The organism is Parasphingomonas zepuensis (genome assembly GCF_036663735.1).
Classification (GTDB): Bacteria; Pseudomonadota; Alphaproteobacteria; order Sphingomonadales; family Sphingomonadaceae; genus Sphingomonas.
Genome location: NZ_JAXOJO010000001.1, coordinates 237,954 through 251,702, shown reverse-complemented (window position 1 = coordinate 251,702; position 13,749 = coordinate 237,954). Strand labels below are relative to the sequence as shown.

Annotated in this window: 13 protein-coding genes; 5 read left to right on the top strand and 8 right to left on the bottom strand. The window is 66.6% G+C overall.

Features of this window, described 5'->3' with window-relative positions:
• The first annotated feature begins 16 nt into the window (after positions 1–16).
• Complete coding sequence (locus U1769_RS01215) at positions 17–1,123, top strand: hypothetical protein (RefSeq protein WP_332710986.1); 1,107 nt, start codon at positions 17–19, stop codon at positions 1,121–1,123.
• A gap of 221 nt (positions 1,124–1,344) precedes the next feature.
• On the opposite strand, the gene U1769_RS01210 is transcribed toward U1769_RS01215, so the two are convergent.
• Complete coding sequence (locus U1769_RS01210; RefSeq protein ID WP_332710984.1) at positions 1,345–2,067, bottom strand: Crp/Fnr family transcriptional regulator; 723 nt, start codon at positions 2,065–2,067, stop codon at positions 1,345–1,347.
• A 265-nt stretch (positions 2,068–2,332) separates the two neighbouring features.
• Here U1769_RS01210 and U1769_RS01205 point away from each other — a divergent pair, with 265 nt between their 5' ends.
• Together U1769_RS01205 and U1769_RS01200 are read left to right on the top strand one after the other, a co-directional pair.
• Positions 2,333–2,623 (top strand): hypothetical protein, encoded by a 291-nt coding sequence (locus U1769_RS01205; RefSeq protein ID WP_332710983.1) that lies wholly within the window; start codon positions 2,333–2,335, stop codon positions 2,621–2,623.
• A 70-nt stretch (positions 2,624–2,693) separates the two neighbouring features.
• Positions 2,694–3,530, top strand: coding sequence for a TIGR00266 family protein (locus U1769_RS01200; protein ID WP_332710981.1), 837 nt, complete (start codon positions 2,694–2,696; stop codon positions 3,528–3,530).
• Positions 3,531–3,712: 182 nt separating this feature from the next.
• Here U1769_RS01200 and U1769_RS01195 read toward each other — a convergent pair whose 3' ends face one another.
• Entirely contained in the window at positions 3,713–3,937 is a 225-nt protein-coding gene (locus U1769_RS01195) for a hypothetical protein (protein ID WP_332710980.1), read from the bottom strand.
• 415 nt (positions 3,938–4,352) lie between these two features.
• Here U1769_RS01195 and U1769_RS01190 point away from each other — a divergent pair, with 415 nt between their 5' ends.
• Positions 4,353–4,715, top strand: coding sequence for a hypothetical protein (locus tag U1769_RS01190; protein WP_332710978.1), 363 nt, complete (start codon positions 4,353–4,355; stop codon positions 4,713–4,715).
• A 105-nt stretch (positions 4,716–4,820) separates the two neighbouring features.
• Here U1769_RS01190 and U1769_RS01185 read toward each other — a convergent pair whose 3' ends face one another.
• The 4 genes from U1769_RS01185 to U1769_RS01170 all read right to left on the bottom strand — a co-directional run bounded on the left by U1769_RS01185 (position 4,821) and on the right by U1769_RS01170 (position 10,258).
• Positions 4,821–5,189 (bottom strand): hypothetical protein, encoded by a 369-nt coding sequence (locus tag U1769_RS01185; protein ID WP_332710977.1) that lies wholly within the window; start codon positions 5,187–5,189, stop codon positions 4,821–4,823.
• A 231-nt stretch (positions 5,190–5,420) separates the two neighbouring features.
• The gene (locus tag U1769_RS01180) at positions 5,421–7,028 is read right to left on the bottom strand and encodes a ComEC/Rec2 family competence protein (protein WP_332710975.1); all 1,608 of its coding nucleotides are present in this window, start codon (positions 7,026–7,028) and stop codon (positions 5,421–5,423) included.
• A 7-nt stretch (positions 7,029–7,035) separates the two neighbouring features.
• A complete protein-coding gene (locus tag U1769_RS01175) occupies positions 7,036–9,195 on the bottom strand; it encodes a gluzincin family metallopeptidase (RefSeq protein ID WP_332710973.1) in 2,160 nt (719 codons plus the stop codon).
• A 397-nt stretch (positions 9,196–9,592) separates the two neighbouring features.
• Positions 9,593–10,258 (bottom strand): hypothetical protein, encoded by a 666-nt coding sequence (locus U1769_RS01170; RefSeq protein ID WP_332710972.1) that lies wholly within the window; start codon positions 10,256–10,258, stop codon positions 9,593–9,595.
• Between the two features lie 154 nt (positions 10,259–10,412).
• On the opposite strand from U1769_RS01170, the gene U1769_RS01165 reads away from it, so the two are divergent.
• Complete coding sequence (locus U1769_RS01165; protein WP_443030161.1) at positions 10,413–11,168, top strand: DUF2238 domain-containing protein; 756 nt, start codon at positions 10,413–10,415, stop codon at positions 11,166–11,168.
• A 54-nt stretch (positions 11,169–11,222) separates the two neighbouring features.
• On the opposite strand, the gene U1769_RS01160 is transcribed toward U1769_RS01165, so the two are convergent.
• Both U1769_RS01160 and U1769_RS01155 read right to left on the bottom strand, forming a co-directional pair.
• On the bottom strand, positions 11,223–11,612 hold the full coding sequence (locus U1769_RS01160; RefSeq protein ID WP_332710971.1) for a MerR family DNA-binding protein: 390 nt from the start codon (positions 11,610–11,612) through the stop codon (positions 11,223–11,225).
• On the bottom strand, positions 11,609–13,699 hold the full coding sequence (locus tag U1769_RS01155; protein ID WP_332710969.1) for a copper-transporting P-type ATPase: 2,091 nt from the start codon (positions 13,697–13,699) through the stop codon (positions 11,609–11,611). The genes U1769_RS01160 and U1769_RS01155 overlap by 4 nt, the downstream gene beginning before the upstream one ends.
• Positions 13,700–13,749: the final 50 nt, after the last annotated feature.

Here is a 13,749-nt window from a genome sequence, read left to right as displayed (position 1 = left end):
GGCGAAAGGCCCCGACATGGACATGCTCGATATCTATCTGGAGGCGATCGCCGCGCATCTGCCGCGCGACGCCGCCCCCGACATCGTCGCCGAACTGCGCGATACCCTGTTGTCGCAGTTCGAGGAGCGCGAGGAGACGCTTGGCCGCGCGCTGACCGATGAGGAGCGACAGGAAGTGCTGCGCGCCATGGGCCATCCGCTCGCGGTGGCCGCGCGCTACCGCACCGGGCCGCAGCATCTGATCGGGCCCGAACTGTTCCCCTACTGGCTGTTCGCGGTGAAGGCGGGCCTGCTGATCCTCGCCGCGGCCTATGCGCTGATCCTGCTGATCGGTCTGGTGAGCAGTCCGTTCGATGCGGGACGGGCCGTCGTGCAATCGGTCCACGGCCTGTTCGGCGCCGGCCTCACGCTGATCGGCGTGGCGACGCTGGCGGGCGCGATCTGCGAGCATTTCGGGTTGCGGCCGGGCTATCTCGACACCTGGCGAGTCGAGGACCTGCAAATCCTAAAGCTGGCCGATCCGGCAAGCTGGGCGGCGCAGCTCGGCGCCGATCTGCCGATCCGTGGTCTGCCGCGGCTGAAGCCGCAACGCGTCTGGCCGGGCTCCGAAGCGATGGTGTCGCTGGTGGCCGGAATCCTGTTCGTCGCCTGGTGGATCGGCGTGCTGCACATTCCCGGCATGGCGGGCTTCGATCTGAAGGGATCGAAAACCACGGTCGAGGCCGCGCCGGTCTGGGCGGCGCTCTATCTGCCGATCCTCGCTTATGCGCTGGCCCAGATCGCGGTCGATGCGGTCGGCGTGGCCCGGCCGGTTGCGCTCCGGCTGCGCGCGGTGCTGCAGATCCCGGTCGCGGTTGCCGGTATTGTGCTGACGCTGGCGGTCTTCCGGGCAGGCCATTGGTTCACCCTGATCCGCGGCGGCGAGCGCGCCGCAGTCGGCGGAGACGGCTCGCTGCTCAACCTCGCGGCGCTGCACCAGCTGCACGGGATCGACCGCGACCTGCCGGGCCTGGCGCTCGGTCTCGGCGTCATCCTCAGCTGGGTACTGGTCATCACGGCGATTGGCCTGGGGGTGAAGATCGCGAAGAGCCTGTGGCAGATCTATGCGGCGGGGCGGCGCTGAAGGGACGCAAGTCCCACGGCAATGAAAAAGGGTCGACTCCGGGGGGGAGCCGACCCTTCTTCACGAGATGCCAGTGCGGGGCATCGGGAGAAAGCAGTGCGCCCGGAGTCAGGGAAGGAACGCGCTGCCCGGAAGCATGATAAACGCTTCGTGTTGAACAATATTAACCTGAATCAATAAAATTTCCTTACTTGTGTTATTTTTTCATCAAGGCCCCGCCTTCACGCTGCATTGGACAGGCGGCGATGCAGATAGCCTTCGTCGAAGCCCGCGATCTCGGCGAGCCGGGCCGGATCCAGGATCAGCAGGCTCCGTTCGCGCAGCTCCATCACGCCCGTCTGGCGCAGCTTGCGGATCACACGATTGACATGCACCGGCGTCAGCCCGAGCGCATCGGCCAGCACGATCTGGGTGATCGGCAGCTCGAGCTCATTGTCCGTCACCAGCCCGATATTATACGCGCGCAGATACAGCTCGCACATCAGGTGCGCGACGCGCGCGATGCTCGATCGGCGGCCCATGCTGACGATCCAGGCGCGCAACGTGCCCTCGTCGACCAGCTGGGTCGACCACAGCGCCCGGGCGATCCGCGGTCGCTCCTCGATCAGCCGCTCGATCTCGGCGCGCTCGATCAGCGCGACGCGCGCCGCCGTCAGCGTCTGAATGCTGTGGTCCATTTCCGCCAGCACACCGGCATGGATGTCGCAGCTGTCGCCCGGCATCAGCAGCGCCATGATCTGCCGCGTGCCATCGGGCAGCAATTTATAGCGGCACCCCCAGCCCTCCAGCATCACGAAGACCGGGCCGGGGGGATCGCCCTCGCGGATCAGGTCTTGCCGCGCGCCCACGCAGCGCGACCGCGCCGTCGCCTGTTCGAGCAGCGCGACATCGTCTTCCCCCAACAGGGCGAAGCCGCGAAGCTTTTCCACGAACCTGTTCGACATCGGAACTCCCGTCGCCGTCATGATAACAGATCGTCCGAGCAAGTTGATCCATGTTGCATCCGTTGCTGCGCCGGTTGTACAGGAGGGTGTGCGCCGCCTGAACCGGGCTGCGGCCGCTCCGCGCGGCCCGAATTCGCGGTTGCGGCATGGTAAACATACCCATAACGGGTGTCGTAATTTTACGATTTAGCTATATCTCCCATTGCCTTTAGGCCCACCCCGGACCTATATTCGCGACTGGAGTTGGGGCTCCTGGGGGGTGTCGGTGAAACAGCTGTTCAAGGGGAAGGCGGCGGCAGCCGTCGCCTTTCGGCCGGGCGTTGCACCCGGATTTCAGGCCGATGCGGCGCGCGCCATTGCCGATGGTCGCTACCTGATCTTCGGCGGCGAAGAGGAGGGGACGGCCACATTGTTGCTGAGCGGCGCGCCGCGGCTGGTCGCAGTGGTGCGCAAGGAACCTGATCTGCCCAGCAAGCTTCCCGCCTTCGAAGTGCTGTCACTCCGCGAGGCCAGCGCCGATATCGATGGCGAACGGGAAATGCTCAGCCGGCTATAACCGGCGCAGTGGCGAATCGCCCGGCCCCGACGCTACAGTCCAGCCAGGAATCCAGTCAGGAGCCAGCAGCATGACCAATCCGAGCCCCTGGGCGCATCACCGCAGCGCCGGCGTGGCCGACGACATCGATTTCGAGATCAAGGGACAGGAATTGCAGTTCCTCGAGATCGAGCTCGATCCGGGCGAAAGCGCCGTGGCCGAGGCCGGGGCGCTCGTGTGGAAGGATGCCTCGGTCGGCATGTCGACGGTGTTCGGCGATGGCAGCGGCGGGGAAGGCGACGGCTTCATGGGCAAGCTGCTCGGGGCGGGCAAGCGCCTGGTCACGGGCGAAAGTCTGTTCACCACCGTCTTCACCCATCACGGCACGGGCAAGGCGCGCGTCGCCTTCGCCTCGCCCACGCCGGGCGCGATCCTGCCGCTGCGCCTGGCCGATTATGGCGGTCGGCTGATCTGCCAGAAGGACAGCTTCCTCGCCGCGGCCAAGGGCGTGTCGATCGGCGTCGAATTCCAGCGCCGCATGATGACTGGCCTGTTCGGTGGCGAAGGCTTCATCATGCAGAAGCTGGAGGGAGACGGCTGGGTGTTCGTCCAGATGGGCGGCACCGTGGTCGAGCGCGAGCTCGGGCCGGGCCAGGAACTGCACGTCGATACCGGCTGCCTCGCGGCCTATACGCAAGGCGTCGATTTCGATCTCGTCGCGGCGGGCGGCGTGCGCAGCGCCTTGTTCGGCGGCGAAGGCCTGTTCTTCGCGCGGCTCACCGGGCCGGGCAAGGTATGGATCCAGTCGCTCCCCTTCTCCCGCCTCGCCGGCCGCATGCTCGCCGCCGCCGGCAGCCGGGGCGGCCAGAACCGCGGCGAAGGCTCGGTACTCGGCGGCCTGGGGGATCTGATCGGCGGGAATCGCTAGGGCCGGCCAGCGTCAGATATGTTCGTCCCTTCTTCCGTTCCCCGGCGAAGGCCGGGGCCCAGTTGGGGGACGACCATGATCAAGCGCCGCGCACCGTTATAACGATCTTCCAACCGCCCCCCGGTCTTCGCTTGGGAAGCCGGCCCTGCACGAATGTCGGTCAGGTTGTAGCGCTTACCGGTTTAGCGCGGCAACGCGTCGTCGCCTCCACTGCGTATATCGGCACGAAGCTCCGCAACCGCGCGCTCGCGAGAATGCCGATACCCCCGCTGCTGTAAGCCGCGATGGAAGGCCAGCGCGGCAAGCAGCCCGGTAACACCAGGCACGCTCAGATTCTGTGTGGTGAGCGGGACGAGGAACAGCGAGATGACGATCATCGCAACGCAGGCCGCAGCCAGGACGAACAAGGCAACCTCCCTGGATCGGCGAGGAACGTAAAACGGGTTCGCGGCTTTCATAAAGCCGTCAGACTTCGCACGAGGCGGGTACTGGCCGAGTCCGTGTCACGTCGCCAGTCTATAGCGGCGAGCGTTGAATCCGGCCAAGATTTCTACAGGATCTTCTTCCCCGGCGAAGGCCGGGGTCCAGCGGGAAAGGTCGTCATTAGAGTGCGCGGCCCTTCGTCACGATCGTCCCCCGACTCCTTTGCCGGGGAAGCGGAAAGAAGATCGCGTCTGTTGGCGCCGATTTAACGCACGATGATCTAACGCCGTGCCGAACGCCCGCAACCGAGTCGCGCGCTGCCCGCCGCCTGGGTCTAAGCTCGCGTCGGGCTAGCAGGAAGTGGTGGTTGGCTCGTGTCATATAATGTATGCATCCCTGATGCGTTCGATGCTCGAAACCTGCGCCGCACCCGCGCCATATCGGCGAGCTTCCATCCTGCTCCTGCTCGCATCATTCGGCTTGCCGATCGTTCTCGCGCAGGTTGGTGGTCCCTACTGGCTGGGCTTTCTGCTCGGTGCTCCAGCCTATGTTCTGCTGACCATGATGACGTACCGTCGCCTGCGGGACGGCGCGTTTTCCGGTGCCTGGGTGGGCCTGATGATCGTCGTTCTGAACGTCGGCCCGTCATGGGACGGACCGGGGCCACTCATCTTTCACCTCGGGAATGTCATCCTCATGATCCCTGTCCTGCTTGCTTGGATCATCCCGACCGATTTAGGCGCAAATCCCAGACTGGCCTGAGATTGCGATTGGGGCACTTGCGGCAGCGCCGCTTTAACCGAAAGCTGCAATGAGGGGCGGCGGCGCGGTTCGGATTTCGAAACTGGTGGATTCCAGGCCGGCTGCTTATAGCGAGAATGTTGGCAGAGCTCCCCCAAAGCAGGCCCCAGCAGCAGCAACATGCAGAGAAACCACTAAGATGGCAGCGCCAAATGGCTTGCGCCGCCAAATGCTCCATCCAAACAGTGCACCGTAGATCGGAAACTGGAGTAGCGCGGCGATAGCCGCGACTGGTCCGATCTTGCCTTCAAGCAGGGTCAGCAACATAGGCAGCGGAAACAAGACCCGCGCGGCGATGTAGGAGCCGTGTCCCGCCCCGGCAGAACTGATTGCAGCTACTACGGCCGGCCCCTCGATCAGCGCGCCGAACATGGCTCCAATCAACGTCGCGGACAGGGCGCTCGCGCGATCGGTTTTGGACTGGCGAACCAACATCCAGGCACTATGGGTCGGTCGGAGAATCGCTGCAACTGCACGCTCCCGCCCGACGCCGTCTGTCGGTCGACACTTCAAGACGTGCAACAGCGGGCAAGGCTGTAGGCGAAGCGTTGAGGCCATCCTCGACCTGCTGACCTCGACAGAGCCGAACCTTCAGCGCGACCACTGCAAGCGGCAATGAGCTCCGATGAAACAAAGCGGGTCTTGCCCCGCCGAGCGCGCCCACCCTCAAATCTCCAGCCGCAGCTCCACCCACAACGGATCGCCACTCTTGTCCGCATAGCGCAACGAAAAAGGCCCGCTCCCCGGCGCGAACGCCGCTTCCTCGTCGGCGCGCTTGCCGTCGCCGCGGATGATGCGGTCATGCGTCTTGGTCTTCAACCGCGCATAGAGATCGCCATACGGCATCGCCCAGCCGCTCGGGTTGGATTTGGTCACCTGCTCGCCCGCGACTTCCTCGACCACCGGGATCATCGCCACCAGATCCGGGCTGGTCATCATCTCCAGCCCCATCGTGCGCGCCGTCGCATTGTGGCTGCCGTGATGGCCGACCTTGTAGAACACGACGCGGCCCAGGATGTCCTGCGCGCTTTCGGTCGGGGCGTCCGGGGTGGCCGGCTTGGCGGGATAACGCTGGTCGTGCCACGACAGCCAGTTGCCGACCTGCGCGTCGGCCGGGAACAGCAGCACCCGGCGGTCCGGCGCCTCGATCGCCAGCGCGAGCGAGGTGTTGTTGACGTCGCCGTCGATCTTCAGCGCCAGCGTCTCGGCCGATCCGAGCCATTCGCCGTCGATCCGCCGGCCCGCCGCATCGGCCGCATAATAGAGGCCCGCGAGCGGATCGCCGGAGCTGCCGTCCTCCCAGCGCCGGAACCGGTCGGCAAAGGGGAAGTCGGCCGGCCGCGGCGTGCCGTCCGTCGCGGCGCCGGCGACCGCGTTGAAGCGCAGCGTCGTATCCAGCGCGGCGATATCGTCCGCATTGGTCAGATAGACTTCGCGCTCGGCGCCTTCCTTCGGATCGAGCTGCTTGAGCCGGCTGCGCGTGCGCGGTGGGCCGAGCACATGCGCCCTGAGCCGGTTGTCGACGCCGAACGAAACCTGCTGGCCGGGCTCGAGATAGGAGACATTCTGCTGCTCCGCCTTGCCCTTCAGCCAGGAAAACACGTCGGCGCAGCTGCGCGGCGGCACTTTCGGCGGGCGCGGCACCACCGGCGTGGCGGCAGCGCCCATGCCCTGCGCGACCGGCTTCCACGGCTCGATCTCGCCATAGAATTGCAGCATGTCGGTGATGCTCGCGATCCGGTCCTGCGCGGCCGGATCGGACCGGTCGAGCGCGAACGGGTTCGGCGCGCCGGGCGCATCCGGCGACACCAGCGCGGCCAGCGCCTCCAGCCCGCGGGATCGCTTCTCGCGGATCGCCACCGCCAGCTCGTCATCGTCATTCTCGGTCCAGGCGACCCACACCGCCCTGATCGTGAAGGTCTTCCACACATCGAAATGCAGGAGGAAGCCGGACAGATGATCGTAATGCTCGTGCGTGCCGATCACCAGATCGAGCACGCCGCCCGTATCCTTTTTCAGGTTCTCGACGACCGCGCCGATATGGCCGACGCCGCTCTTGGTAGCCGGCTTGCTCGCGCCGATGCATTGCAGCACCCCGCAATCGATCAGCGCGCGGAAAATCCTGCCCTGATATTCATGCGTCAGCAGGAAACAGTCGCCGAGCAGCCCGCGATACATCCGCACGGAAATGGCATCGCCGCCGGCCGCCGGTTTGGCCGGCTTGGCGGGTTTTGCGGGCTTGGCCGGTTTTGCGGCGGGGGGAGCTTTAGCCATCTGGCCCTCACATCCGGTGGAGGAGCGCGAACGGCTCGTTGGAGCGGCCGCGGTCATAGGTGAAGCCAAGCGAGGCCGGGGTCAGCAGATGCTCGCGCTGGCGGGCGAGGCGGGCCTCGTCGTCGATGCGTTTGCTGATGACGTAGCGCAGCTTGTTGCCGCGCAGGTCGATGATCAGCGTCGCGCCGCCGCGAAACACGAAATCGCCCCATTGCGGGTCGCCGGCGGGGGCGCCGGCGGGTGGGGGCGCATCCTGCGCTGCCTGCACCGCCGGGTCGAAATAGCCCTGGCGGCGCTGCGTCACTTCGATCACCAGCTGGCGGATGTCCTGCCCGTCGGGCCCGGCGCGCCGCGTCGTGCGCACGCTGGCGACTTCGACCACCAGCCCGGAGCGGCCGCCGCGGATGCTGTGCAGATCCTTGCCCTCATGGCGCTGAAAATAAATGCCGAGCGCGCGTTCCCACGACAGGTCGGCATTGTCGTCCGTCGCGATATTCGGCGCCTTGGCCAGCATCGCCAGGAACAGCTCCCAGCGCGCGAAATGGCTCGTCGCGCGCTTCAGGCCGCCGGCGAGCCGCTTCACCGCGGCATCGTCCACGCCCAGCGCAAGCAGATCCGCCGCGATCGATTCGAGATAGGCCTCCAGCGCCTTGCCGGTGCTCGCCGCATCGTCGGACAGCACGGCCCGCGCCCGCGCGCGCAACGCTTCGAACCGCGCCTGCGTCACCCCGCTCCCCGGCTTCACCACCAGCGCCGGCTGAGTCAGCCAGTACCACACCTTGCGCCGGTTCTCCTCGGCGGTCTTCACGATGTCGGACCGGCGATATTCCGGCACCAGGTTCAGCCCCTCCGCCTGGATGTCGTCGATGCAGAGATAGCCCGGGGCGAGCTCCTCCTGCGGCGCCAGATCCCACAACAGATTGTCGGGCGACATCGACAGGCAGTTTTCCGGGAAGATGCCCCGCCGGCGGAACGCCTCGACGAAGGCGAGCCGGTAATGCAGCCGGTCGTCCGGGATCAGATCGGCATCGGCGGTGACGATCGCGCGCAGGAATTCGCCGAACCGCACATCCACCGGCGGCAGATAATCGAGCGCGCGGATGCACATGCGCAGCACATGGTCGGCGCTCTTGGTCGCTTCCCGGGTCAGTCGCGCGACCAGATCGGGATGCAGCTGATCGCCCGCGCCGATCCGCGTCCCGCTCATCCGCAGCAAATCGTCGGTGCGCGCGGTGTAGATGCTCAGGAACGCGTCGAACACCGCGGCGACCAGGATCGCGCCGCGCTCGTGGGGCTCGGAAGTCCCGTCCAGCGCATTGGCGTCGGGCGCCTTGTCGATATAGTCGCGCAGCGAGGCATGGCCGGTCGTGCCCTTGGCGAACTGGCTCGCCAGCCCGCTCAGCAGCCCGCTCTGGTCGAGCCGCCCGCCGCGCTTCTCGATGAAATCATACACCGCTTCGTACAGCTGGAAGTGGGAGAACAGCGCGGCGATATCGGCAAAGGCCTCGTGAAAGGCCAGGCTGTCGACGCTGGTCGATTCCGAATAGCGCGGGTGCAGCCCGTCCAGGATCGCGTGCGTCGTCTCATGCACGATGATGTCGTGCGACAGCGCCGTGAAGATCCAGCTCGCGCCGGCCGATCGCTGCGTCGCGTTGAAATAACCGAACAGCAGGGCGCGTTTGGCCCGGCTGTAATAGGCGTTCGCCTCGCGCAGGGCATGCGGATAGACCCGCAGCTTCATCGTCGGGACATAGGTCTTCTTGTCGTCCCGCCATTCCGGCGCCCAGATCACCTTGCGGCCCAGCGCGCGCTCGAACAGCTTGATCGTCTTCATCGCCACCGCGAACACCATCTGCTGGTGAAAACGCGGATCGCCCTCCGACGGCGGCAGGCCGTCCTGGCCAAGCACTTCGCCGGCATTGAGATCGATCGGCGGATAGAATTGGCGGCTGCACGGATCGATATCGATCACTTCGAGATATTCGTTGACCGGGCCGGGGCTGATCCCCTCCTCGGTCGGATCGTCCCAGGCAAGCGAAATGGTCGCATGGCTGAACTTGGTCGAACCGAGATCGAGCGAAGCATTGGGATCGAACGCATAGACGCGCAGCCGCCGCGCGGTCGGCTTGGGCATTGCGGGCGGGCTCATCGGCATGGCGTCCGGCATCCGTGTTCCCTCCATCATACCGCAACCGGGGAAAGGGACCGCACCGTGACGCGCTATGGCCGGCCGCCCCCGATCGATCCGGAAATGTAACGGTTGCGCCGGGGCCTGTCCATTTCCGCTGCCGCCGATCTGGGGCTAAAGCGACGGCCAGTACACAGGGGCGCGCATCGTCTTTCTTCTTCTTCTTCTTTGCTTCCCCGGCGAAGGCCGGGGCCCAGTTGGGGAACAATAATGGCGAAACGCTTCGCGCCGTATAACAACTTTTCAACTGAACCCCGGCCTGCGCCGGAGAAGGCTGCGCGCGGGCGGTGCACGTCAGATTCGGGACCAGAAATCCAGGGCACCATATCTGGCCGGCATCCGACCTTCGCGGGTGATTTCGAGCCTGGCGGCGCGATCACTCAGCCTCGGCCACTCTCTCGATCACGCCTCGCGCCGGAAGCGCCAACATCCTGCGCGCCAAAGAAAGCAATTCGGCGCGTGCGTTGATCGCACAATAGCGCGTCGTCCAGATATCGAGACCTTTGGCCTCGACCTGTGTTCCGGCGGGGCAACGCTGCTGCAGGACCGTGAACCGTTCGATCGTGCCGCCGGCCGGTTCGCGGGCCAGCAACGTGTATTCGCTGCCAGGAACAGTGCCCTTTTGGAGTGCCCACAGCTCCCACGTTGCTGAGCCTTTGCGAGTCTTTCCCAGCTGGACGAAGAAGCCATATTTCCATGGGGCTTCCTTCAGCTCGTCTTGCTTGTCCGCAGTTGTCATGATTGCAGCACAATGGACAACGCCATAGTTGGAAAACCGCTCCCAGTGCTCGTCCCCGGCATCATCGCTTGGGTTGGGCGTGAAGCGCCAATCCCCGAATGCAACGCGAGATGAGCATCCGAAGTCGTCCCCCGATGAAAAGCCTCGCGGCCAGGTCTCCGCCCAGTCGAATGTGTAAAGCGGCAGGATGGAATGGATGCGCTCCGCAGCCATTGCTTCAGTCTCGGCCGCCGGCGCCGCAGACGATAGCTGAACGGGAACCGCTGCCGCCAATGCAATCACCCACGCGCGCAGATGCTTCATACCCGGCTCCCCTTCATTTCCATATCTGAACCGAGAACGGAGCGTGCGCAATCAGCGCAGTCGCTATGCGGGCGGACGGCGGAACAGCCGCGATCGCCCAGGATGACGTCGTTCGCGGCTGATTTCGCGGTCCCGCAGGCGATCATCGCCGACGTTGCAAAGCGGCCGCTTTTTACAACAGCGTGGCTGCGGGCTCGACACAGGGAAATGCTGCTGGCATCCCGTCCGCATGATCCGGTATCTTGGCGCCTGGCGCAGCCTTCCGCGAAGACAGCTGACAGCCCTCCTCGTTCTCGCTCTCGCCGTCTTGCTCGCGAATGTGCGTCAGCCTTTCCCGGAAATCGCGCCGCTCCAGCATCTGCCAACGGTGCTGCTGATAGTCGCCGCGCCGCCGATGCTCGCGCGCTGGCCTTTGTCGAACGGGGCGGTGGGCTCGCTACTTCTGTTCTGGCTGCTGCATACGCTTGGCGGGCGTTATACCTATTCCAACGTGCCCTATGACGAATGGGCGCAGTCGCTCACCGGGCACAATATCAGCGGCACGTTCGGGCAGGCGCGCAATGGATATGACCGGCTGGTGCATCTGGCGTTCGGGCTGCTGTGGGTACCGCCCTTCGCCGAAGCGATGCGACGGCATGCGGGGATGGGATGGCGCGCCAGCCTGTGGACGGCGTTCATGTTTATCGGCGCGGTAAGCGCGCTCTATGAGATCTTCGAATGGCTGCTTACGATCGTGGTCGCACCGGGAATGGCGGACGATTATAACGGCCAGCAAGGGGACGTCTGGGATGCGCAAAAGGATATGGCGATCGCACTCGCCGGCGCGGGAATAGCGGCAACGTGGCAGGGACTAATGGTGAGATCGCCGACGCAAAATAAATCAATGCCCGGCGGCGCCAACCGGCTTTGACGAACGGCAGCTAGCGCCCCTGTTGCCTCTCAACACCGCCCCCCCGATGCATACTCAACCCCCCTCGAGCGCCGCAAGGATCGGGCAATCCGGCCGCGATCCGCCCTTGCAGCGTTCGGCCAGGTCCACCAACGTCTTGCGCATCGCCTCCAGCGCCACCGCCTTGCGGTGCAACTCCGCCGCCCGGGCCAGCGCGAGCCGCCGTACCTCGGCATTGTCGCGCCCGCTATCGGACCACAGGCCGAGCAGCGCGGCGATATCGCTCACCGGAAAGCCCAGGTCGCGCGCATTGGCGATGAAGCGCAGACGGTGCACGTCGCTGTCCGAATAGTCGCGATAGCCCGAATCCCGGCGCGGCGCGGCCTCGATCAGGCCGATCGCCTCGTAATGGCGGATCATCCGTTGCGAGACGCCGCTCGCGGCCGAGGCGCCGCCGATCTTCACAGCTTCACCGCGTTCAGCCGCAATGCGTTCAGCACCACGGTGAAGGACGACAGCGCCATCGCCGCCCCCGCCACCATCGGCGACAACAACAGCCCCGCGACCGGATAGAGCACCCCCGCCGCCACCGGCACGCCGATGCCGTTGAACAGGAAGGAGAAGAACAGGTTCTGGCGGATGTTGCGCATCGTCGCCCGCGCCAGCCGCCGCGCCCGCACGATCGCCGACAGGTCGCCGCGCGTCAGCGTGATGCCCGCGCTTTCGATCGCCACGTCAGTGCCCGTGCCCATCGCCAGCCCGACATCGGCCGCGGCCAGTGCCGGCGCGTCGTTCACCCCGTCCCCGGCCATGGCGACACGCGCCCCCGCCGCCTTCAGCTCGGCGATCACGGCGGCCTTGTCCTCCGGCTTCAGCCCGGCGCGCACCTCGTCCAGCCCGCCGACCGTGCGTGCGACCGCCTCGGCCGTGGTGCGATTGTCGCCGGTCAGCATGACGATGCGCAGCCCCTCGGCCCGCAGCGCGACGATCGCGTCGCGCGCCGAGGCGCGGACCGGATCGGCCACCGCCAGCAACCCGGCCAGCGCCCCGTCGATCGCGACCAGCATCACGCCCGCCCCCTCTGCCCGGCGCGCCTCCGCAGCCGCCTCCAGCGGGGCGGGGTCGGCGCCCAGCCGGGTCATCAGCGCGGTATTGCCGATCGCCACGGCACGGCCGTCCACAATCGCCGTCACGCCTTCGCCAGTCAGCGAAGCGAAATCCCCGGCGGCCCCCACGGCCAGCCCACGCCCCCGCGCCGCGGCAACGATCGCCTGCGCCAGCGGATGCTCGGATAACGCCTCGACCGCCGCGCTCAGCGCCAGCAGGCGGTCCTCTTCCACGCCCCCGGCCGTCTCGATCCCGATCAGCGTCGGCCGGCCCTCGGTCAGCGTGCCGGTCTTGTCGATCACCAGCGTATCGACCGTGTCGAACGCCTGCAGCGCCTCGGCGTGCTTGATCAGCACCCCGGCATGCGCGCCGCGCCCGGCCGCGACCATGATCGACATCGGCGTGGCGAGGCCGAGCGCACAGGGACAGGCGATGATCAGCACCGCGATGGCGTTGAGCAAAGCATGGCCGAAGCGCGGCTCCGGCCCGATCAGGCTCCACACGATAAACGTCACGATCGCGATCAGCACCACGCCCGGCACGAACCATCCCGACACCCGGTCCGCCACGGCCTGGATCGGCGCGCGGCTGCGCTGCGCCTCGGCCACCATGCGCACGATCCGCGCCAGCACCGTGTCCGTGCCGACTGCCTGCGCCTCCATCACCAGGCTGCCGGTGCCGTTGACGGTTCCGCCGGTCAGCGCCGCGCCAGCGCTTTTCTCGATCGGCATCGGCTCGCCGGTCAGCATCGATTCGTCGACGGCGGAGCGCCCCTCGATCGTCACGCCGTCGACCGGCACTGCCTCGCCGGGGCGGATGCGCAGCCGGTCGCCGGGATGGACTTCGGACAGCTCGATCTCGCTCTCGCTCCCGTCGGCGGCGATCCGCCGCGCGGTCTTCGGCGCCAGCTTCATCAGCGCGCGGATCGCCTTGCCCGTCGCCGCCCGCGCGCGCAGCTCGAGCACCTGGCCGAGCAGCACGAGCGTCACGACGATCCCCGCCGCCTCGTAATAGACCGGCGGGCCCATGCCGTGCGCGTGGAAGGTCATCGGGAAGATGCCGGGCGCGACGGTCGCGACCAGGCTGTACAGGAACGCCGCGCCCACGCCGATCGCGATCAGGGTGAACATGTTGAGATGGCGCGTGCGCAGCGAGGTCCAGCCGCGCTCGAAAAAGGGCAGGCCGGCCCACAACACGATCGGCGCGGTCAGCGCGAGCTGCGCCCAGGCCGACCAGGCCGGCGGCAGCAGCGTCAGGCCAAGCATCTCCGCACCCATCGACAGCACCAGCAACGGCACCGACAACAGCCCCGCCACCCACAGCCGCCGGGTGAAATCGACCAGCTCGGGATTCGGCGCATCGTCGAGCGACGGCGCCTCCGGCTCCAGCGCCATGCCGCAGATCGGGCAGGTCCCGGGCCCGTCCCGCCGGATCTGCGGATGCATCGGACACGTCCAGATCGCCCCTTCCGGCACCGGGCCGGCCGGGGCGGACG

Excerpts from the sequence above, each read along its gene's own strand:
- U1769_RS01215 (WP_332710986.1), top strand. The coding sequence starts at position 17 with ATGGACATGCTCGATATCTATCTGGAGGCGATCGCCGCGCATCTGCCG.
- U1769_RS01210 (WP_332710984.1), bottom strand. The coding sequence starts at position 2,067 with ATGTCGAACAGGTTCGTGGAAAAGCTTCGCGGCTTCGCCCTGTTGGGG.
- U1769_RS01200 (WP_332710981.1), top strand. The coding sequence starts at position 2,694 with ATGACCAATCCGAGCCCCTGGGCGCATCACCGCAGCGCCGGCGTGGCC.
- U1769_RS01190 (WP_332710978.1), top strand. The coding sequence starts at position 4,353 with ATGCGTTCGATGCTCGAAACCTGCGCCGCACCCGCGCCATATCGGCGA.
- U1769_RS01185 (WP_332710977.1), bottom strand. The coding sequence starts at position 5,189 with ATGTTGGTTCGCCAGTCCAAAACCGATCGCGCGAGCGCCCTGTCCGCG.
- U1769_RS01180 (WP_332710975.1), bottom strand. The coding sequence starts at position 7,028 with ATGGCTAAAGCTCCCCCCGCCGCAAAACCGGCCAAGCCCGCAAAACCC.
- U1769_RS01175 (WP_332710973.1), bottom strand. The coding sequence starts at position 9,195 with ATGCCGGACGCCATGCCGATGAGCCCGCCCGCAATGCCCAAGCCGACC.
- U1769_RS01170 (WP_332710972.1), bottom strand. The coding sequence starts at position 10,258 with ATGAAGCATCTGCGCGCGTGGGTGATTGCATTGGCGGCAGCGGTTCCC.
- U1769_RS01155 (WP_332710969.1), bottom strand. The coding sequence starts at position 13,699 with ATGCATCCGCAGATCCGGCGGGACGGGCCCGGGACCTGCCCGATCTGC.